Consider the following 21,395-nt stretch of genomic DNA (forward strand, 5'->3'; position numbering starts at 1 on the left):
ATTTTAATTATTGAATAGACTTTTTAAGAAGATCTCCAAAAATTTCTCCAATAGTAATTTTTAGACCTTCTTCCTTTACTTCTTCTTTCGGATCTTGTATTTTCCTTGAATCTTTATTTTCCTCTTCAAGAGCCTCTTTTATACTTAAACTTATCTTTTTTTCTTTTGGATTTATTTCTAATACCTTTACTTTTACCATATCCCCTACCTTAAAAACTTCCTGAGGATGTTTAATCTTTTGTTTTGAAATCTGGGATATATGAACCAGTCCTTCTACTCCCGGTTGTAATTCTACAAAAGCTCCAAAATTAGTTAATTTAACCACTTTGCCCTCAACCACATTCCCCTCATGTAATTTTTTATCAACTTCTGTCCACGGATCCTTTGCTAACTGCTTTAGCCCTAAGGATATTTTACCTTTTTCCTTATCAATCTTCAAAACTTTAACTTTTACCTCTTGCCCCGGAGTTAATATTTCCGAAGGATGTTTTACTTTGCCATAGGACAAATCAGAAATATGAATCATCCCATCATAGCCACCAATATCTACAAAAGCACCAAAATCAGCTATCCTTTTTACAGTACCCGTTATAATATCCCCTTCTTTAATTTTATCCCATATTTGATTCTTTGTTTTTTCTCTTTCTTCTTCTAAAAAAGCCTTACGGGACAAAACTATTCGTTTTTGCTCTTTATCAATTTCTATAATTTTAAACTTTAAGGTTTGACCAATGTAATCTGAAAGATCCTGAACATACTTAAAATCCATGTGGGAAGCCGGAATAAATGCCCTTATATTAAAAACCCTGGCAAGAGCACCACCTTTAACAATCTCTTCAACTGTCGCATCCACAGTTTCTTTTTCGTTATAGGCTTTTTCTACATTTTCCCACCCAACAATATAATCCGCCCTTTTCTTGGAAAGGATTAAATTCCCCTCTCTATCTTCGGGGTTCAATACAAATACCTTTATATGTTCTCCCTCTTTAACAACATCAAGAGGAGAATTTACGGGCTTATGAGATACTTCGTTTAATGGTATAATTCCGTCTTGCTTAGCCCCTATATCTACTATTACTTCTTTATCCGTAACTTTAACTACCCTTCCATCGAGAATTAGACCCTTCCTAATTTCCGTTTCATGATTTTCATCAAATTGTTTTGCTATTTCTTCCATTTTATTTACTACCTCCTTTATAATCCAATCAGGTGTTGAAGCACCTGCTGTTATACCCACTTTATCTGTTTCTTTAAACCAATCTTTTTTTATTTCCTCCGCGGTTTCAATATGGTAAACCCTTGCTCCCTCTTTTTCACAAATAACTGCAAGTTTATTTGTATTGGCACTGTTTTTCCCTCCTATTACGAGCATTACATCCACCATTTTTGCCAGTTTTTTTGCAGCATCCTGCCGTTTTGCGGTAGCGTCACACCGGGTATTATAAAATTCTACTATTTCTCCCTTTTGATTCAATATTTCCATTATTTTATCTACATTTTCCTGGGTTTGAGTAGTTTGAACCACTACAGCAGCCTTGTCAAAGTTATCCACTTTTTCAGCTTCACTTTTATTTTCCACCACAACACATTTTCCAAAGCAATGTCCTTTAATACCAATAACTTCTGGATGATCTTTTTCACCAATAATAATAAGCATAAGGCCTTTTTTAGAAATTTCCTCCGCGATTTTATGAACCCTCTTAACAAATGGGCAAGTAGCATCAATTACATTTATTACTTTATCTTTTAATAATTTTTCTAATCCCGGTTCTATTCCGTGGGTTCTGATGACAACATTTCTCTTTCTTTCGGAATCAAGATCATTTAGTTCTATTGGCTTTATCCCTTTTTGGGTAAAATACTCTACCACTTGAGGATTATGTATTATAGGCCCAAGTGTATAGGCCTCCTCTCCATTTTTTACCATATTCTCCAATATACCAACAGCCCTTTTTACTCCAAAACAAAATCCCGAATAATCAGCAATGTAAATTTTCATAATTTCACATCCCGAAATTTATTCTAATATTTTAAGACACAAGTAATTGCTCAACTTTTTTAAATAATTCAATACTTAATTCGTTAATTTTTTCCGAACTATATTTTTCATTTTTACTTTCAAAAACTATAGGCTCTCCAATAATAAGCTGAACTTTTGAAAAAAATTTGTAATTTCCTTTAATCGCCACAGGTACAAGTTTTAAGTTTTCCGTTTTTATGGCAAAAAGAGCTATACCCGGTTCGGGATCTTTTAACATACCATCTTTACTCCTGGTACCCTCCGGGAAAATACCCAGGACTTTTCCTTCTTTTAATACCTGTAGGGCTTTTCTAATTGCTTTTCTGTCCGGAGCCCCTCTATTTACGGGAAATGCGTACAAATTCCTCAGGATAAAACCAAAAACAGGATATTTAAAAAGTTCAATTTTTGCCATAAAATTTACCGTTCTATCCAGCATACAGCCTATTAAAATAGGATCCCAAAAACTTTTATGATTAGAATAAACGATAACAGGGCCATCCTTCGGAAAATTTTCTCTTCCCAAAACCTCAATTCGGAAAAAGATCAAAAGGATTATTTTACATAATAACTTTGCAATTCTATATAACATCCTTTTACCCCTTTTTAATATATTCCATCAATTCCTTAACCACCGTATTAATATCCTTATCCGTTGTGTCAATTTCTACCGCATCTTCTGCTTTCTTAAAAGGTGAGCATTCTCTTTCGGCATCATTTTTATCCCTTCTTATTATCTCCTCTTTGACCTCTTGAAAACTTTTAAAAACACCTTTTTTTAATAATTCATTGTATCTTCTTATCGCTCTTTCTTCAATGTTTGCGGTTAAAAAAAATTTATAATCGGCATCCGGAAGAACCACGGTGCCAATATCTCGACCGTCCATTACTACCCCCTGCTCGGCAGCCATTTTTCTTTGAAGCATTACTAATCTTTCTCTTACTTCAGGTATACTGGCTGTAATCGATACTTTTTCATCTATTTCAGGTTTTCTTATTTCCTCCGTCACATCCATTCCGTCCAGATAAATCCTGCCTTTATCGAATATTATTTGAGAGTTTTCTGCTATATCAATAATATCTTTTGTACTAAACCTTCCTGATTGTAAGGCCTTAAAAGTAATTGCTCTGTACATGGCACCCGTATCTATGTATAAGAGAGAGAGCTTTTCAGCTAAAATCTTGGCTATAGTACTTTTACCCGAGCCGGCGGGGCCATCTATAGCTATCTTTAAACTTTTACCCAAAACCTACCCCCCTTATAAATCCGGTCTTAACCTTTTTGCTTCTTTTAGATATACATGTTTTATTTCTTCTGGTTTTTTATCAGAATTAAATACCATTAATATGCGTATACATCTTTTTAAATCTTCCGGAACTTTCATATGAGAAAAATCCAACAATGGAACATATTTCATTCCCATTTCTCTTGCAGCTTGCGCCGGAAATGCTGCATCTAAATCATCAGTAGCACTAAAAAGTATAAAGCATATTTCTTCTATGTCCACCTGATTTTTTTCAATCATTTCTCTCAATAATTCCTTTGTTGAATTTATTATCTCTTCTTTTGAGTTTGAATTTACGGTAATGGCTCCTCTAATACCTCTAATCTTCATTTTCTCACCTAACCCTCTTTACAGGCATTAACACCTGCTAAATAGCCCGTAGAAAAAGCAGCCTGTAAATTAAATCCTCCTGTGTAACCATCTATATCAATTACTTCACCGGCAAAGTAAAGCCCTTTTACTAATTTGGATTCCATTGTTTTTGGATTTATTTCTTTTACACTAACTCCGCCTCGAGTAACTATGGCTTCTTTTTCCCGGCATCCTATAACTGTAAGTTTAAAGTTAGACAAAAGTTCTACCAGTTTCATTCTTTCTTCCTTGCTGATTTGATTGACAGGTTTTTCGGCTGAAATACCCGAAAGTTTAATAATTATCGGAATGAGCTTTTTGGGTAAAAGATCGTCTAAGGAATTTTTGTAAAGCTTCCTGCTATATTTTTCAAAGTCCCTACAAACTCTTTCATAGATTTTTTCCGAAGTTAAAGCTGGCTTCAAATTAATGGAAATAATCACTTCTTTATTCTCTTTTAAATAATCTACTATTTCTCGGCTAATTGTTAAAATTACAGGGCCCGATACTCCGTAATGAGTAAATAACATTTCTCCAAATTCAGAATTAATTTTTATTCCATTATAGAAAGAAGTAACTTCAACATTTTTAAGACTAAGCCCCTGTAAATCTTTTACCCAATTCTCCTTTGTTATAAGGGGAACCAGCGAAGGTCTTAAATCCACAATGGTGTGACCCAACCTTCTTGCGATTTCATAGCCATCCCCGGTGGAACCGGTAGAAGGATAAGAAAGTCCTCCCGTTGCTATAATTACTGCATCAAAGGGAATATATTCCTCTTTTTCATATAATTCTATTCCCGAAACTTTGCCGTTTGAAACTTTTACTTCCTTTACCCTTGAATTTAATCTTAAAACGACGCCTTTTTTTTCTAAGGCTCCTTTTAAAGCCACCACCACATCCTCAGATTTATCCGAAACAGGAAAAACTCTTCCACCTCTTTCAACCTTTGTTTTGACACCGAGTTTTTCCATAAAATTTATTAAATCGATATTGGAAAAACTATTGAGGGCACTGTATAAAAATTTACCGTTTCCGGGTATGTTTTCAATAATTTCTCTTACATCCTTAATATTCGTTAAATTACACCGACCTTTGCCGGAAATTAATATCTTCCTTCCTAAATTATGGTTTCTTTCAAATAAAGTCACATCAGTATTTATTGTTTTGGCAAAATAAGCTGCTATTAGCCCAGCAGCTCCTCCTCCAACTACAGCTATCTTTTTCATTTTTTTTACCGTCCATACAGTATAATCACTTTTTTAATCTTTTTGCAAAATAAATGAGTTGGGACCTGAACTCCTCTCCCATCTTAAAGAGGATTCTTTCCAAATCCTTATTGGTTATAATCATCTGCGGAGGTTCAAGTATTTCTATTTTCCGAAACTCTTCCCTCATAATAAATTTAACCATATCTTCGATGGAATCGGCCGTAATAGTTAGAATAGCTGGAGCATATGCCACCTTTTCACCTATTAAATCATCAAAAATTACATATGGTTCTGCAGAAATATCATAGTCTTCTAAAATGATTCCCTGCATAGGCATATTCTTTAAAAGCGTAACCTGTTCTTCTCGTATCATCTGGGCAACCTGTTCTACGGGACGACTACCAAATAGAAATCTACCGGGTTTATACTCACCTCTAAAGTCTAATCGGACTTTGAATCTTATTTTACTTTGCACCACTTCATCTCCCAGCATTATCTTAACCATATAAACCTCCGACTTTTAAAAATAATAATTAAGTTCTTCAACAGAATTAACTAAAATACTCTTTTCTTTCATCCTATTATATATTTCCTCTGCTTTTCCGCTGGTAAAATCTCTTTCCTTTATCGGAGTTTCTTCAACTATAAAGATCTTCTTTTCTTTTTCGATTAATTTTTCAAGGAGTTGAAGGTTTTTCAAATTCCCAGATCCAAAAGGTGTATTGACCAGAATAATTGCATCTGCTTTCATCATTAATTCCAAATTGAGTTTTGCATTTTTCTCCGATATGGGTGAAAAGGGAGTTTCTTCTACTACTTGAATATTTAATGCTTTTGCAATCTTCCAATCGCTATCTCCAATATTAAGTACCCCGCAGGATATATCATAATTTTTTTTCTCCAACAACATCATTACCTTTTCTCCGGTTCCTCCGCCGCAGATAACGTGCACTCTTTTCATCGGGCTCTTTTTTCCCTGATTTTCTATAACTTTTCCATAAGTTATAAGAAGCGGAGCACCTTTTTCAGTAAAACCTGAAACGAAGGACTCTACTCCAAATACTTCTTTTATATTTTCTGCAGTTATTACTTCCTTAGGAGTTCCGAATTTAAATATCTTACCTTCTTTTAAAATTAGTATTTTATCGCAGAAAGTTGAAGCAATATTTATATCATGCAAAGTTGCAATTATAATAATATTTCTCGTTTTAGAAATATCCTTTAAAATCCCCATTACTTCCCATTTATATTTAATATCCAGATGAGATACGGGTTCATCCAAAAGAAGAATTTTCGGTTGCTGAGTTAATGCTCTGGCTATCAAAACCCTTTGTCTTTCTCCACCGCTTAAATGGGTAATAAAATTATGCTTTAAATTATAAACTCCTACGGCCTCCATCGATTTTTCAGCAATAAAATAATCTTCTTCTTTTTCCCTTTCCAGTGCTTTAAGATAAGGAGTTCTTCCCATTAAAACTATTTCTTCTACGGTAAAGTCATAATTTATTTGGGTATCTTGTGGAACCGTTGCTATTATCTTTGCAAGGGATTGAATCGATAACTTTTTTATATTTTCGTTATCAATAAAAATGCAACCTTTTTGGGGTAAAAGCCAACGGTTAAGGTTTTTTAATAAAGTAGTTTTACCTGAGCCGTTTGGCCCCAAAATACCTATAAACTCCCCCGGATATACTTCAAAATTTATTTCTTCCAATATTTTTTTATCTTCATAATAAAAGGATAAATTATCCACCTTTAATTTATATTTCATACTTTCACCCGCATTTAACATATACAAAGAAGCACTTCTCTTAAAATCTTTGCAGCAAGCAGGGAAGTCCTTTCAGATAAATCGTTGATGGGAGATACCTCCACAATATCGAAACCTACAATATTTAACTTTTTAAAGTAGGGGATTAGATCAAAGAAATCCTTCGAGGTACAGCCCCCGGGCTCTGGTGTTCCGGTACCGGGAGCATAGGAAGGATCAAATACATCTATGTCCAATGTAATGTATAAAGGATAATTTTTGAATTCATCAAATTTATTCATGAATCCTTCCTTCACTTCTGCAAAGCTTAAAAAACCGTGCTGTTTTATATATTCGAACTCTTCTTTTATTCCTGATCTGATTCCAAATTGATAAAGTCTTTTATCTTTGAGATGCTCGCATGCACGTCTTAATACGGTAGCATGGGAAAATTTTTCTCCAAAAAACTCGTCTCTGAGGTCTGCATGAGCGTCAAAATGTAAAACTGCAAGTTCCGGATATTTCTCCGCAACCTTTTTTATTAAAGGAAAACTAATTAAATGTTCTCCTCCTAAAAACACGGGAATTTTGTTGTCCTCCAAAATATTTTCCGCCGATTTCTCGATTATTTTTAAACTTTTTTCTACATTACCAAAGGGTAAATCCAAATCTCCCGCATCAAAGTAATTTTTATTATTTAAAGATTCATCAAGGTAAGGGCTGTAATCTTCCAACCCGTATGATACTTCTCTTATTTTTCTTGGTCCCATCCTGGTGCCGGGCCTGAAACTTACCGTAAAATCCATCGGGACTCCCACAATTACAGCCTTACTTTTCTCATAATCTTCTTTAGCTCTAAGAAATCCCGAGGTCTTGAGATAAAGTTCCTTTTGGAGCAACTTACTCTCCCCTTTTAACCGGAAATTATCTTTTTTACAAATGCCGGAAGAACAAAAGCTGCCTTATGAATTTCCGGTGTATAATATTTAGTGTCAAAATCAATTTTATCAACGGTTCTTTCTAAAGGATTAATCTTTTTAGAACCCATTGTAAAAGTCCAAAGAGCTCCGGGATATGTAGGAATGGTAGCAATATAAACATTTGTATATTTAAAAATTGAGGATACATCTTTATATATTCTCTTTAATAATTCACTGAAAAAGAAAGGTGATTCAGTCTGAGCGACAAAAATTCCATCTTCTGTAAGCGCTTCATACACGTTGTTGTAAAACTCTTTTGCAAAAAGTCCCACAGCAGGGCCAATAGGGTCGGTAGAATCGATAATTATTATATCGTAAAAGTTTTTCTTGTCTTTAATAAAAGCTATACCATCTTCACAAAAAATTTTTGCACGTTCATCCTTAAAGGCTACACTCAATTCGGGAAAATAATTTTTGGCAGCTTCGATTACCCCTTCGTCAATTTCCACAAGGTGAGCTTCTTCCACCGGGTGCTTTAAAATTTCCCTTAAAGTACCTCCATCTCCTCCGCCTATAACCAATACCTTTTTTGCATTTCCATGAGTAAATAAAGGAACGTGAGACATCATTTCATGGTATACAAATTCGTCTTTCATCGTTAGCTGGACCACATCGTCCAGTATCAACATTCTTCCGCAGTCCTCACTGTCAAAAACTGCCAACTCCTGAAATTTTGTTTTTTCCCTGTGTAACTGCATCCTAATCCTGTAACTCATTTTAACATTTTTTGATTGATATTCACTGAACCAGAATTCCAATTCCTTTCACTCCTTTTTATATTGCTTCTTTTATATCGGAAAAATTATACCAAATATGGAGAAAATATTCAAATAGGTTTAAATTACTAAATTTATCCTGTAAAAAGACCTACTTACATTTAATATTTTCAAAAAACTCATTAATATTTAATCGCATAGGAATGAAACTGAGGGGACAGCTTGAAAGCTGTTTTGATTCGGGACAATTTTCCTGAATTTCACTTCTGTTTGTTTTTCTAAATCCCACTCTCTCAAAAAAGTTTACAGCCTTATCCGTAAAAAGAAATAAAGTTTTAATTCCCATTCTATCAGCCAAATTAATTAGAGATCTAACAAGGCCGTCTCCGATACCATGATTTCTAAAATCAGGCAATACCGCTACCGAACAGAGAATTCCATATTCACCATAGTTTTCAATCCCTCCCGTTCCTATGACATTCCCGTCTTCTTCAGCAACCATGAAATTGTTTAACCATCTTTCCAGATCACAATCACATAATCCGCAATCTTTTATAATTTGTTTTATTTTCTCAAAATCCTCCACTTTTGCCCTTCTGAAGATTAACAACAGAAACCCCTCCTTTATAAATTTTTTAAGTACTCTATTTCTTTTTTAGTTAAATACCTCCATTCTCCGGCCTTCAAGCCTTTTAAAGTTAAATCTCCAATTTTTATTCTTTTTAAATTTATTACAGGATGTCCAACTTTTTCGCACATCCTTCTAATCTGCCTTTTTTTACCTTCATGTATTGTTATTTCTAAAATACTATAATCGTTTTCTTTTCTTAATACCCTCACCTTTGCAGGTAAAGTTTTCCCCTCTTCTAATATTACACCTTTTTCCAGATTATCAATAGCCTTTCTGGAAATATTTCCTTTTACCTTTACAATATAGGTCTTTTCTATTCCGTGTTTTGGATGCGTAAGCTTATACGCTAATTCTCCATCATTAGTCAAAAGCAATAACCCTTCGGTATCTTTGTCAAGTCTACCCACTGGAAAAACCCTGGTACCTACGCCCTTAATCAACTCCCATACTGTGGGACGACCGAAGGGGTCATAAAGAGTAGTTATATACCCCTTCGGTTTATTTAACAGAATATAAACATTGGAATTCTTTAATTTGCAAAGCTCTCCATCCACCTGGACGATATCTTTTTCGGTATCCACTTTTACTCCCGGTTTTGTTACCGTAATACCATTAACTTTAACCCTCTTTTGCAAGATCATTTCTTCCGCTCTCCGCCTTGAAGTTACACCAGCCATAGAAAGAAATTTTTGCAATCTTACTTCCAAAGAAATTCTCCTCCCGTTTATAATCCAGGGTTTATAATATTCGTTTATCAAAAATTCCAGTTAGACCTTCTTTATTCACTCTTTCACTGATCTGCTTCTTATTTGTGGAATATAAACCTATTTGTTTCATACGTTCGAAATAAGTGGAACCGGCAAAGGTAAATCTTTGATAAAGACCATCGGGTTTTTTTATTTCCTCATTTACATAGCTTATTATATCACCTATGGCAGTAGTTTCGGGTAATTTTATTAAATCCTTTTTTGTTGCCTTCCTTACCGCATTAAGCCCCGCTAATAACCCGGTAACTATGGCTTCTGTATGACCCACAAATGGACCCGCTTTTTCACCGGCACAGAAAAGGTTATCCATACCCATTACCTTCATGAAATCATCCCTGGGAGCCATTGACATATACCTTATAGAATTTCCCTTGCTTGCTGCAAAGGGCCCTTCGTACATTACATTTTCAAACCCTTCTATTTTTCTTAAGTCTTCCAGATTAAAAAATGGAGACATTAATTTAATATGACCGGTATCCAAGAGGATAATATTTTCAGCATATTCATTTATTGCATACTGTTGACAAACCTTCATTTTCAGCTTTTCCTTATTTATTAATGACTCAGGTAGTTTAATTACCGCCACCCCTTCTTCATCCAGCATTTTTTGCAGTTCACTGCTTAGAGAATCCTTATTAATATCGCAGGAACCGCTCATTGCACCAAATAAATCCGCAGACCTTTTCCCAATTAAATCATTAACACCTGCCTTTTGACTTATGCTGACTCTTGGGCCGAAAGCTGGACATTTTTGTGCACACATTACACAACCATTGCCATATTTTAAACAATTACCCATCGGTCCCGAGGACCCGGTAGTTTCGATAAATACATCTCCTGATATTTTTTCGCCATCATCCAATATTATACCTTTAATTATATTTTTTTTCATTTCTACTTCTACGGCTCTTTTCATGAACTTTATTTCAACACCTATTTCTCTTAAAAACCTTCTTACTATTGGCTCTATTTTTGTAATATCGTATAAAGTTGCGTGATTATGACCGGGAAAATTTACGTTTACATGTTTTGCAGTTCTATCAATAATCTCAAAAAGCTCTCCGCCGCCCATTTCAATTGCTTCTTCAGCAGCGGTATATCTCCCATTATTTCTCATGATACCTCCGAAAAGACCGCATCCCAATAACAGATCGGTCTTTTCTATAATTAATACATCTGCTCCGGCCTTTTTTGCAGCAAGAGCAGCTCCGCAACCTGCCCATCCTCCACCTATTATAACTACCCTTATCATAACAAACCCTCCTGCAACGCCCTTTCCGCATCTATCTGTGCTTTACAAAAGCGAACCATTTCTCCATCTAAATTTAATGCACAGCTCCCGCAGACACCTTCTCCACAGCATATTTGAAAATTATTAGATATTGCAAGTTTTACATCCAAACAATTTTTCCTGATTAAATCAAATATAAATTTATGTTGAGAATTTGATCCGGCGCTGAAGATTAATTCAAACTTGCCTTTTAAAATTAAATCTCTAAGGCCTTCTTCCTCATAGGGTCTTACCAAAAAGCCGTATTTTTTTAAAATTTCCTCTGCAATATTAAACATTACAGCCCCTGGATTTAACATAGCAATAATCCTGTTATTTCCTCTATTTAACGCTTTTGCTACCATCACCAACGAAGCCTGACCTATGCCTCTCCCGATAAGCATGCAGTTTTTCGATATAGATGATTTAATATATTTTAATCCTAAAATCCCGTTATAATAAGGCCCTCTCAAGACGATTCTTTCATTTTCATTAAAAAGATTTTTAGTTTTTGGACCTAATACCTGGATTGCAAAAAACATTAGATTGTTTTCTTCATCAATATCCATTACACATATCGGGACCTCATAAAAATTCGGAGAATCCTGGGGTTTTATGAAAACAAAGGTTCCAGCCTGACCGAAATCGATTGCCTGTGTATCCTGCGGTAATTTAATAGTAAGGGTAAACAGGTTTTCGCTGTATATTTTTTTTTCTATTATTTTTGCCTTTATAAAGTTCCTCATATTAGCCTTTTTTCGACCATTCCACAAAAATTCCTGATAAATGCAAATTTTCGGCCAGCGGCAATCACAATTATTATCACCTCTTAAAATGGGACATACTATGCAATCTCCTGTTTCAGCTAAATAACACGGACAATAATTCGATGCTGTATCAATACAGCTATAATCCAATTTCATTGAAAAGGTCCCTCCCAAGAACAAAAATATTATTTCTATTACCATATGTTTTATAAAAGATTTTTGTGAATAAAAAATCCCTGTAAGGTATTGCCTTACAGGGGAATTAACCTGCTGTATTTAAAGCTTTCTATAATATTTATTAATTTTTGCGGACCATCTTTTTTAATATTGATTACGGGAACGCTGGTTTTCGCCAGCATGCTCTCTTTTAGTTTTAATTCATCAATGTAAGCTTCTTTATAGACATTCTCAAGAGGGTTGTATAATGGGTAATATGGATTTATTGTAAAAGCAAGAAGAGAAATTTTATCCAAATATTTACAATATATCCCATTTAAAACTGCTTTATATATCACTTCCATCGTTTTTTCCGGAGCCCCTGCCAGCAATAATCTTACGGGATTTTTAAAGATAATTGTAGTCCTGAAGCTCTTTTCAATCAATTTATTTAACAATTCTTCCAGTAAGTAATTTATGCAAAGACCCGGTATATAAATAATATCGTTCTTTTCAATTTTCCCTAATATTTCATCCAAATTTTCATAATCTAAAAAGGAATTGAAAGACATTTTAATGAAATCGTTTTCTTTAAAAATGGTTACTCTATCAACGCCTTCTAAAATTTCTGCTATTTCATCTTGAACTCTATCGATATCATTAAATATATAGGATATAGCTCTGGCATTATCACTGATTCTCTCAATATCCGTATTCATTGCTGCACCCGTAGCTATAATTATAGCATCCGTGTTTTCCATCGGTGCGATCCTATTTAAGGCTCCGTCAATTAACATATATTTTATTCCCATATTGTAAAATAATTTTTTTATTTTCTCAATTTCGCTTCCTTTATTGGGTCCGGCTACAACAAAAAGCCCTTCTTTTCTAACCCTTACCACTTTTACCTTCCCTAAGGGGGTAGGGATTTCGGTATTATAAATCTCCTCATAAATACCGTTTATTTTCTTTAAAGTTTTATTTGCTGTAGCTAAAATAATACCCTCTTTTAATTTATACCTGGGTTTAAAAAGACCCGTAACATTATCAATTTCTTCCCCATCATAGCCTATACTTGTCAATGCAATTTTTTCATTATTTCTATAAAGCTCATCAATTATTGACGATAAAGTAGTAGTTTTCCCTGTATTTTTTGCTGTTCCAGCAATTCCAAGCGTTATCAATCTCTTTTATTCCTCCTCGCTTATTAACCATTTATATTGATCACCAGGTTTATATACATATCCCCTCAAGCGTACACGAACACCCGCTCCCTGAAATTGAATGAAAACCAAATCCACATCTTTGAATCCCAATTCTCTCATTAACGATAATGCCGCTTTTCTCCCTTCTTCTTCATTTTCAGCAACAATAAAAGTTTCAAGGTCAACGGCATCCATAACCTTTTCTAACATTTTTGACATACAGATCCTCCTTCTCATCATAGATGAGTAGTATTTTCTAAAAAAATTAAAAAATATTTTATCTTTTGACTTCCTGCCCCGAATACAGTTCATCCCAGTATTTTTCCACATCTTTCATTAAGTTTTCTATATGTTCAATCATTGCAGCCTCAGCTGCTTTTTCATCCCTTTTTTCTATTGCCTCATATATTTTATTGTGATCGGAAAGCATTTTACCCTTTACTTGTAATCGGATATATTCAAGTATTGGTGAAAGCTGTCCGTATTGTCGTATTAGATCCAGGGCAGCATCCAATACACGGTTTCTTGCCGCTTGAGCTATTAGCTTATGAAATTTTACATCTTCCTCGGCAATAGAAATTCCTTCTTCCACATGTTTTTTTTGAACTTCTAACACTTCTTTCATTTCCTTAAGTTCCTTGGAAGTAACATTCTTTGCCGCAAGTTTTGCCATCTGACTCTCTATTGCTTTTCTTGCGACTAAAATGTCCAGAAGCTCCTGTCTTCCCGTAGCCTTAATCACTTTTTTAAGTTCATTGCTGTACGCGTTAATTTTCTGTTCGCTTTCTAATTCTTTTAGTTTTTGTAATCCAAATGAGGTTAATATCCTTCCTTTAAAGCCTATTTTTTCTGTATATCCCTCGGTATCTAACTGTCTTAAAATTCGCCCACAGGTGGCTTCGCTCAGGTCAATGCCTTTTAATCTGAGGTTTTCTCTAACATATCCCGAACCTACTGGTCCCGGATTTTCAGCAATCATTTTTAAAATTGAAAAAATTACCTCCTCTTTTCTATGAACCATCCTACCTCTCCTTATATAAAATATACCATAATGGATTTATAATTCTATAATTATATTAAAAAATCCTCTTTTATATCTAAATTTTTAAAATCCGGTCAACTCTGTAAGTAAAAGCTTGAAAACATCAAACATACTTTTTTTTCTTACATCGAAGGCAGCTTTGAGCTTTACATTACACAATGGCTTACCGTCAATAAAAATTTGTAAGGTTCCTATTTCCTCATCTTTTTTTACGGGCGCAGTTATTTCCTGAGGTACTTCGCTTTTAATTTCAACATTTTCATCATTTCTTATTAGGGCAATTATCTCTTTTGCCGGAATTAAATCTACTGTGTCGAATATTCCATTTTTTACTCGGATAGTTGTATATACGTTATTATCCTTTAACAATTCCAAAGGATGATAATTTTTTATTCCATAATTCAATAATTTAATTGTTTCTGCAAAATGATCCTTAGAATTAAGAACCACCGAAATAATGTTAAGATTATTTAATTCAGCAGAAGCCACCAAACATTTTCCCGCTTTACCGGTGTACCCGGTTTTTACACCATTTACATAATCTAAAATTCTTAACAGCCTGTTGGTATTATTAATCTTTTTTTTAAAATCCCCATCAACTATTTCTATTTCTTTAGTAGCAACTATTTCACAAAATACGGGATTTTCAAGGGCATATTTAGTAATTAATGCCAGATCTTTTGCTGTGGTATAGTGTTCCGGGTTATCAAGGCCATGCGGGTTTGCAAAGTGAGTATTTTTTGCCCCTATTTCATAAGCTTTTATATTCATCATATTGACAAAATTTTCTACATTCCCTCCTATATGTTCTGCAATAGCAATTGCCGCATCATTTCCGGAACATAATAATAGTCCGTAAAGCAAATTTTTTAAAGTAATCTGTTGACCCTCTTTAATGTTAAATTTTGAACCGCTAATTCTTGTAGCCCTTTTGCTGACAAATACTTTATCGTTTAAATCTCCTTTTTCTAAAGCAACTATTGCGGTCATTATCTTCGTAGTACTCGCCATGGGAAGTTTCATATCCTCATTTTTACTAATAAGTATTCTTCCGGAAGTTCTATCCATTAACACAAATGCTTTCGCATTGATGTACGGCTTTTCTATTTGGGCAAGACAAATATTTTGAAAACAAAAAATCACCCACAAAATAAAAAAAGTGGAAAAATATTTTTTATATCTATTCATCAAAAATCCCTCCATATTTCTATTCTGAGTAAGTGAAAGTTAAAAAATTCTGCTAAAATATGGAGGGATTTAACATTCACTATTTTTCTTCGTAAATTATATGACAGCCAAACTCTTTTGCAATTTTTTCAGCTTCTTTAATATCTTCTTCACATCCCAGTGACCATCCGCCCTTTAGTTCCCCATCCACATATATTTCGACCCTATCCCTTTTGAAGATCATCGTTCTACCCTGTCTCTTTCTCATCTGAGCTATTTGTCTATTTACCGCTTCTTCAGGGTCAATCTCCATTACTCTTAGAGCAATAAACAAGCAGGACAAAGCATCTTCCAGCTCTCTTTTTGCTTTAGACGTCTCCCCCCTCATTAAAGCTTTAAGAGATTCGGCCACCTCTTCATTAAGGTGACTTATGGCTTCTTTTGGATCCTGTGTTTCATATTTTCGATTTTCCCAGATAAGTTCCATAGCTTTTTTCAATTCCACTTCTACCACCCTTTTAATAAATAATAAATTGTAATATTTATCCTTTGTTAATATTATCAAATAAAAAAAGCCCGGTCTATAAGGGCTGAACACTCTTTTCCTCTGATTTTTTAAAAATAGTCTTTATCTGCTCTAAAATTTGAGGAGAAACATCTAAAATTCTCTCCCACATAGCATTTTGGTAAACCGGAAGAAGTTTTACCTGTCCTCCCCCTACTATTAAAAAAGCTATTGGTTGAAGGCTTATCCCTGCACCTGTTCCTCCTCCAAAAGGTAATGCTTTTTCCTCTTTTTTTTCTTTATCCTGGACATTCTTTTGTGATGAAAATTCACTGCCTCCCGCAGCAAAACCAAAGGTAACCTTGGAAACAGGAATAATAACGTTCCCATCCATACTTTCCACCGGATCTCCTACGATTGTATTGACATCTATCATTTCCTTTAAACTTGCCATTACAGTTTTCATCAAGCTCTCAATAGGATGTGTATCCATATTGCTTCGCCCCTCTTTTTTTTCTAAAAATTTTTATCAAATAATAACATACTGCAGTAATAATAATATTACCTAACTTTATGGATATTATACTTTCAAAAATTACCTTTAATTGATTATTCAGGAAATCAGGTTCAATAAAAACAGATGAGCTTTTTTTATCAAGGTCAAGAAATATATCAAAAAAAGAATATAATATAAATAAAATAGACCAAGCGATACCTATAATAACTGCAAGAAAGGCCGGATCATTATATCCTATCCTGCAGTAAAAATTTAATTTTTTTATTTTTATGTACCGGGATAAATTATTAACAAAATCAAATATTTCCTTTATACCAATTTGTGAAATTCTCCTGTTTTTCATTACCTTAGATTTTGTTTTTCTCTTCGAAGCAAATACGGTAAATTCTAAAAAAGGAAAAAAAATCCTCGTTTGTATTTTATTTAAAACAGGATCATAATTTATAGTAATTCCCAAAAAATTTAATAAAACAATAAACCCTGAATTATTGTAATGAAAATAAATACGAACAGTTAAGGGGAAAATAAAAAAAAACCCCATCAAAAATACTAAAACAATCAGTATAGTATAAAACATTTTTAATGCCACTCGAAATCCCCTTAATTAGTTTCTGCATTTTTCCTGTTTTCATATTCATCTTTTAATTTTTCTATTGATTCCAATCCAAAATATTCAAGGCAATAATCAGTAATACCGTAAAGTATGGGCTTACCCGGTGCATCCAATCTATCAACTTCTTTTATCAATCCCTTTTCAATGAGGCTGTTTAGGGTCTTCTCTACATTTACTCCTCTTATCATTTCAATTTCTGTTTTTGTAATAGGCTGCTTAAACATTATTATTGCAAGGGTTTCTAAAGCTGCTCTTTTTAACTTCACTTTTGTTTTTTGTTTAAATAATTTTTCAAGATATGGAAATACTTCAGGTTTAGTGGTAAGACGTATTTTTTCACCTATTATAGATAGAAATATGCCCCTGCTTATTTTTTCGTATTCCATTTTTAAATTTTCTATAGTATTAATTATTTCCTCTTGACTTATTCCCAGAGCATTTGAAATTTCCTTGATAGAAACAGGCTCTCCTGAAGAAAAGGCAATAGCTTCTATCACTGCCATTAAAAATTCTCCATCCACCGATTTTCTCCCCTTATTTTTAAGAAAATATAAATATCATCAAAAGGTTTTTCTTGAATAATATCTATTTTATTCAACTTATACAACTCCAAAATCGCAAGAAATGTTACAATAATTTCCATTCTTGTGCAGGTTTTATTAAAAAGGTCTGCAAATACCGCTTTTTTCTTTTTAAAAATTTGTTTGTAGACATTTTTGATTTTTTGTTTTAATGGAATGCTGTCTTTCAATTCAAACTTTATTTCAAAATCTTTCTTATTTTTACTTTCCTTCATTAAAGAATAATAAATATTAATAATATCTTTTAACGTAATTTTTGGGAGGATAAATTCATCCTCCCAAAAATTACTAAAATCTTCTGGCTTCCTTTTTATTAAAAGCATTTCTTTTTCTTCCCTTTCCCTCAAAAGAGAAGCAATTTCTTTATATTTTCTATACTCCAGTAACCTTTCTACCAGCTCTGCTCTGGGATCTTCATCAATGGCAGAGCATATTTCCATCTGTGAATCAATGCTTTTTCTTGATTGAGGTAAAAGCATTTTGGATTTTATGCTTAAAAGAGTGGAAGCCATTAGTAAAAACTGGCTGGCAATTTCTATGTCCATATTTTCTAAATTATAAAGATAGGAAATATACTGTTCGGTAATTTCCGATATAGGAATATCGTAAATATTTATTTTATTTTTTTCTATCAAATGTAAGAGAAGATCTAACGGCCCTTCAAAAGCATCCAATTTTACACTTATCAAAGTTTTCACCCTTCGCTTTTATATCTTCATAGCTTCCCTTACCTCTTCAAGAGTTTTCGAAGCTACTTCCCTTGCTTTCTTCGCACCTGTATTTAGGATATCATTAACCAATTCGGGATTTTTTTCTAAGGAAATTCTTCTTTCGCGAATGGGTTCCATAAACTTTACCAGCAGGTCCGCTAATCTCTTCTTGCATTCCACGCAGCCTATTTTAGCATTTTTACAGGATTCCTCCAGTTCTTTAACCCTTTCCTCTTCAGCAAAAACTTTATTAAAAGCGTATACCGTACAAATTTCCGGATGACCCGGATCGGATTTTTTTATCCTTGCGGGGTCCGTAACCATCATCATTACCTTTTGACGTATTTCCTCAGGAGTAGCCGAAATTGCAATATAATTGTCGTAACTTTTGCTCATTTTCCTTCCATCAATACCCGGAAGAACCTTAGCTTCTGTATACAAAGCTTCAGGCTCGGGAAATACCGGCTTATAAAGATAATTAAAACGACGTACAATTTCCCTTGCTAATTCTAAATGAGGGGCTTGATCTTCTCCCACAGGCACCAGGTCAGCTTTGTAAGCTAATATATCAGCGGTCATAAGAACCGGATAGCCTAAAAATCCGTAAGTATTTATTTCCCTTCCCTCTAACTGCCGTAGCTGTTCTTTATAGGTAGGACACCTTTCCAGCCAGGAAAGTGGAGTTATCATGGAAAGTAATAGATGAAGTTCTGCATGTTCCTTTATTTGTGATTGAACAAAAATATTGCACTTTTCCGGGTCAAGTCCTACGCTCAGCCAATCAATTACCATTTCTCTTATATAGCCCTTTAAACCCGAGGTATCATTATATCCCGTCGTCAATGCATGCCAATCAACTATAGAATAAAAACATTCGTACTCATCCTGAAGTTTGACCCAGTTCATTAAAGCTCCCATCATATTTCCTAAATGAAGCTTTGCAGTTGGTCTCATTCCACTCATTATTCTGTGATTTTTTGACATTGCTATCACTCCTTAAAAATACTTACTTAAATGAATATCCCGACCATTGTGGATAATAATTTGTAAACAAGGGATATCAATGGATTTAAAATAATGTCGATTACATTAAAATATACAAGAAGAATAAGAATAAATGGACCGAATTGTTCTAACTTATAAAAAAATTCATTATTGGCGCCGGGCATTATCCCCATTAAAATTTTGGAACCATCTAAAGGCGGGATGGGGATCAAATTAAAAACAGATAATATCAGATTATATGAAAACAAAACATATAAAAAACTTTCCAAAATTCCTTCTGTAATACCCAATTTTAATATAAAAAAACTTATAAAAGCAAGTAGAAAATTTGATAAGGGTCCCGCAAAAGCGACGGCAGTTAAACCCAATTTTCTATTTTTATAATAAAATGGATTAACCGGAACGGGCTTGGCCCATCCAAAACGAAATATCCACAACATCAAAAGCCCAATAGGGTCAAGATGGGCAAAAGGATTCAACGTTAGCCTTCCACTCCATCGAGGTGTGGGATCACCAAACATTTGAGAAGTTATTGCGTGAGAATATTCATGAACCGTAATAGCAATTAACAGTGCAGGAATTCTTAACAACATTTCTGGACCAAAAAATGCTGGCATAGAAAACATCCTCTCTATTGGCAAAAAATATTAATATTTATATAAGCATTATATCATATTTTTATGAAAAGAAAAAAGTGCGCTTCTGGCGCACCTTTTAAACAGTATGTTCAAAAAATGATACCGTTTTACCCTTATCTTCAAATAATTCATTTTTGATTAAATCTTCATAGGTTTCTCTTTTTATTACCAGCCTTGCTTTTTTATTATAAATAAATACCACAGCAGGACGAGGAAGCATATTGTAATTGCTGGACATAGAATGATGATAGGCACCTGTTGAGAATACAGCGAGAATATCTCCCGGCTCCACTTTTGGAAGATTTATATCCCATATTAACATATCTCCTGACTCACAGCATTTTCCCGCTATTGAAACAACTTCTTCTAAAGGTTTCGAAGCTTTATTGGCAATCACCGCTTCATATTTTGCATTATACAAAGCTGGTCTTATATTATCGCTCATTCCTCCATCTACGCTTACATATTTTCTAACCCCGGGGATATTTTTTATTGCCCCTACGGTATATAACGTCATTCCCGCCGGTCCTACAATGGCTCGTCCCGGTTCTATTAGTAGTTTTGGAAGTTTCAATCCATGTTCTTTTGCTTTTTCTCTAATCGAAAGAACTAACGCTTCAAGATATTCTTTTACGGGGAGGGGTTTATCATCTTTTGTATATTTAATGCCAAAGCCTCCGCCAAAATCCAGTTCTTCTATATCGTAATTAAACTCATCTTTAATAGTCTTTACGAGTTCCATCATTATAATTCCGGCATCTTTAAAAGGTTGTGTTTCGAAAATTTGAGACCCAATATGACAATGAAGCCCTACAAGATTTACTGTCTTCATTTTTACAGCAGTCTTCACGGCTATTAACGCATGTCCATTTTCAAGCCCGAAGCCAAATTTAGAGTCAATTTGTCCTGTTTTTATATAATCATGAGTATGGGCTTCTATACCGGGGGTTATTCTCAGTAAAATATCCACCGTTTTTTTCATTTTCTTGCAAATATCATTAATCAATTCAATTTCGTAAAAATTATCTACAACAATCCTCCCTACGCCATATTGTATTGCCATTTTTAATTCCTGAAACGATTTATTATTTCCGTGAAAAAATATCCTGCTGGCAGGAAAATTGGCTTTTAAAGCTGTATACAATTCTCCCCCGGAAACTACATCCAGATAAAGGCCTTCCTCTTCTACAATTTTTGCCATGTTCATTGTCATAAAAGCTTTTCCAGCATAGATAACCCCACTGTTCTCATATAAATTTGCTAATTCTTTTTTAAACTTCCTGCAATTTTCCCTTATTAATCCCTCATCAAAAACGTATAATGGTGTTCCAAAGGTACTTGCAAGTTCTACCGCATCCACACCTGCAATTTCTAAATGTCCCTTTTCATTAATAGAAAGATTTTCATGAAGCATAAATAATCCTCCCCTTTTAGATTTTTTTTGTTTTTCGGGGAGATATTTGCCAATTAATAAAAAAAGACACCCGGTGTATTTGCCGGCTGTCTT

At 34.0% G+C, this 21,395-nt stretch carries 25 protein-coding genes; all 25 read right to left on the reverse strand.

What is annotated here, in order from left to right:
• Positions 1-7: 7 nt before the first annotated feature.
• Positions 8-1,999, reverse strand: coding sequence for a bifunctional 4-hydroxy-3-methylbut-2-enyl diphosphate reductase/30S ribosomal protein S1 (locus ATZ99_RS09875; RefSeq protein WP_068749062.1), 1,992 nt, complete (start codon positions 1,997-1,999; stop codon positions 8-10).
• A 31-nt stretch (positions 2,000-2,030) separates the two neighbouring features.
• The gene (locus ATZ99_RS09880; protein ID WP_068749063.1) at positions 2,031-2,612 is read right to left on the reverse strand and encodes a lysophospholipid acyltransferase family protein; all 582 of its coding nucleotides are present in this window, start codon (positions 2,610-2,612) and stop codon (positions 2,031-2,033) included.
• Positions 2,613-2,616: 4 nt separating this feature from the next.
• The gene (gene cmk, locus ATZ99_RS09885; protein ID WP_068749064.1) at positions 2,617-3,267 is read right to left on the reverse strand and encodes a (d)CMP kinase; all 651 of its coding nucleotides are present in this window, start codon (positions 3,265-3,267) and stop codon (positions 2,617-2,619) included.
• 12 nt (positions 3,268-3,279) lie between these two features.
• Complete coding sequence (gene aroH, locus ATZ99_RS09890) at positions 3,280-3,636, reverse strand: chorismate mutase (protein WP_068749065.1); 357 nt, start codon at positions 3,634-3,636, stop codon at positions 3,280-3,282.
• An 8-nt stretch (positions 3,637-3,644) separates the two neighbouring features.
• Positions 3,645-4,886 carry a BaiN/RdsA family NAD(P)/FAD-dependent oxidoreductase gene (locus ATZ99_RS09895; RefSeq protein ID WP_068749066.1) on the reverse strand — a complete coding sequence of 414 codons (1,242 nt, stop codon included), beginning with the start codon at positions 4,884-4,886 and terminating at the stop codon, positions 3,645-3,647.
• Between the two features lie 25 nt (positions 4,887-4,911).
• Positions 4,912-5,373: a hypothetical protein gene (locus tag ATZ99_RS09900; protein WP_068749067.1), complete on the reverse strand. Its 462-nt coding sequence runs from the start codon at positions 5,371-5,373 to the stop codon at positions 4,912-4,914.
• 15 nt (positions 5,374-5,388) lie between these two features.
• On the reverse strand, positions 5,389-6,639 hold the full coding sequence (locus ATZ99_RS09905; RefSeq protein ID WP_068749140.1) for an ABC transporter ATP-binding protein: 1,251 nt from the start codon (positions 6,637-6,639) through the stop codon (positions 5,389-5,391).
• 14 nt (positions 6,640-6,653) lie between these two features.
• Entirely contained in the window at positions 6,654-7,517 is an 864-nt protein-coding gene (gene speB / locus ATZ99_RS09910) for an agmatinase (RefSeq protein WP_068749068.1), read from the reverse strand.
• Positions 7,518-7,531: 14 nt separating this feature from the next.
• Entirely contained in the window at positions 7,532-8,356 is an 825-nt protein-coding gene (gene speE, locus ATZ99_RS09915) for a polyamine aminopropyltransferase (protein ID WP_068749069.1), read from the reverse strand.
• A gap of 109 nt (positions 8,357-8,465) precedes the next feature.
• Positions 8,466-8,924 (reverse strand): GNAT family N-acetyltransferase, encoded by a 459-nt coding sequence (locus ATZ99_RS09920; protein WP_068749070.1) that lies wholly within the window; start codon positions 8,922-8,924, stop codon positions 8,466-8,468.
• Positions 8,925-8,938: 14 nt separating this feature from the next.
• The gene (locus tag ATZ99_RS09925) at positions 8,939-9,652 is read right to left on the reverse strand and encodes a pseudouridine synthase (protein WP_083947463.1); all 714 of its coding nucleotides are present in this window, start codon (positions 9,650-9,652) and stop codon (positions 8,939-8,941) included.
• Positions 9,653-9,683: 31 nt separating this feature from the next.
• Positions 9,684-10,964 (reverse strand): FAD-dependent oxidoreductase, encoded by a 1,281-nt coding sequence (locus tag ATZ99_RS09930; RefSeq protein WP_068749071.1) that lies wholly within the window; start codon positions 10,962-10,964, stop codon positions 9,684-9,686.
• Entirely contained in the window at positions 10,961-11,905 is a 945-nt protein-coding gene (locus ATZ99_RS09935) for a sulfide/dihydroorotate dehydrogenase-like FAD/NAD-binding protein (RefSeq protein ID WP_068749072.1), read from the reverse strand. The genes ATZ99_RS09930 and ATZ99_RS09935 overlap by 4 nt, the downstream gene beginning before the upstream one ends.
• A gap of 95 nt (positions 11,906-12,000) precedes the next feature.
• Positions 12,001-13,089 (reverse strand): lysine 5,6-aminomutase reactivase subunit KamB, encoded by a 1,089-nt coding sequence (gene kamB / locus ATZ99_RS09940; RefSeq protein ID WP_068749073.1) that lies wholly within the window; start codon positions 13,087-13,089, stop codon positions 12,001-12,003.
• Positions 13,090-13,095: 6 nt separating this feature from the next.
• A complete protein-coding gene (locus tag ATZ99_RS09945) occupies positions 13,096-13,329 on the reverse strand; it encodes a hypothetical protein (protein ID WP_068749074.1) in 234 nt (77 codons plus the stop codon).
• 58 nt (positions 13,330-13,387) lie between these two features.
• Entirely contained in the window at positions 13,388-14,131 is a 744-nt protein-coding gene (locus tag ATZ99_RS09950) for an FCD domain-containing protein (RefSeq protein ID WP_068749075.1), read from the reverse strand.
• 84 nt (positions 14,132-14,215) lie between these two features.
• Positions 14,216-15,340, reverse strand: coding sequence for a D-alanyl-D-alanine carboxypeptidase family protein (locus ATZ99_RS09955; protein WP_068749076.1), 1,125 nt, complete (start codon positions 15,338-15,340; stop codon positions 14,216-14,218).
• 79 nt (positions 15,341-15,419) lie between these two features.
• Entirely contained in the window at positions 15,420-15,824 is a 405-nt protein-coding gene (locus tag ATZ99_RS09960; RefSeq protein ID WP_068749142.1) for a nucleoside triphosphate pyrophosphohydrolase family protein, read from the reverse strand.
• Between the two features lie 76 nt (positions 15,825-15,900).
• Positions 15,901-16,317 (reverse strand): GerW family sporulation protein, encoded by a 417-nt coding sequence (gene ytfJ / locus ATZ99_RS09965; protein ID WP_068749077.1) that lies wholly within the window; start codon positions 16,315-16,317, stop codon positions 15,901-15,903.
• A complete protein-coding gene (locus tag ATZ99_RS12380) occupies positions 16,298-16,918 on the reverse strand; it encodes a DUF2953 domain-containing protein (RefSeq protein ID WP_425428313.1) in 621 nt (206 codons plus the stop codon). The genes ytfJ and ATZ99_RS12380 overlap by 20 nt, the downstream gene beginning before the upstream one ends.
• A gap of 23 nt (positions 16,919-16,941) precedes the next feature.
• Positions 16,942-17,475: an SMC-Scp complex subunit ScpB gene (scpB, locus tag ATZ99_RS09975; RefSeq protein WP_068749079.1), complete on the reverse strand. Its 534-nt coding sequence runs from the start codon at positions 17,473-17,475 to the stop codon at positions 16,942-16,944.
• Positions 17,457-18,224, reverse strand: a complete 768-nt coding sequence (locus tag ATZ99_RS09980; protein WP_068749080.1) for a segregation and condensation protein A — start codon at positions 18,222-18,224, stop codon at positions 17,457-17,459. Before ATZ99_RS09980 ends, scpB begins: the two co-directional genes overlap by 19 nt.
• A gap of 18 nt (positions 18,225-18,242) precedes the next feature.
• On the reverse strand, positions 18,243-19,229 hold the full coding sequence (gene trpS / locus ATZ99_RS09985) for a tryptophan--tRNA ligase (protein ID WP_068749081.1): 987 nt from the start codon (positions 19,227-19,229) through the stop codon (positions 18,243-18,245).
• 26 nt (positions 19,230-19,255) lie between these two features.
• Positions 19,256-19,867, reverse strand: coding sequence for a site-2 protease family protein (locus ATZ99_RS09990; RefSeq protein WP_068749082.1), 612 nt, complete (start codon positions 19,865-19,867; stop codon positions 19,256-19,258).
• 97 nt (positions 19,868-19,964) lie between these two features.
• A complete protein-coding gene (lysA, locus tag ATZ99_RS09995; protein ID WP_068749083.1) occupies positions 19,965-21,302 on the reverse strand; it encodes a diaminopimelate decarboxylase in 1,338 nt (445 codons plus the stop codon).
• Positions 21,303-21,395: the final 93 nt, after the last annotated feature.

It is taken from the genome of Thermovenabulum gondwanense, assembly GCF_001601575.1.
Lineage (GTDB): Bacteria > Bacillota > Thermosediminibacteria > Thermosediminibacterales > Thermosediminibacteraceae > Thermovenabulum > Thermovenabulum gondwanense.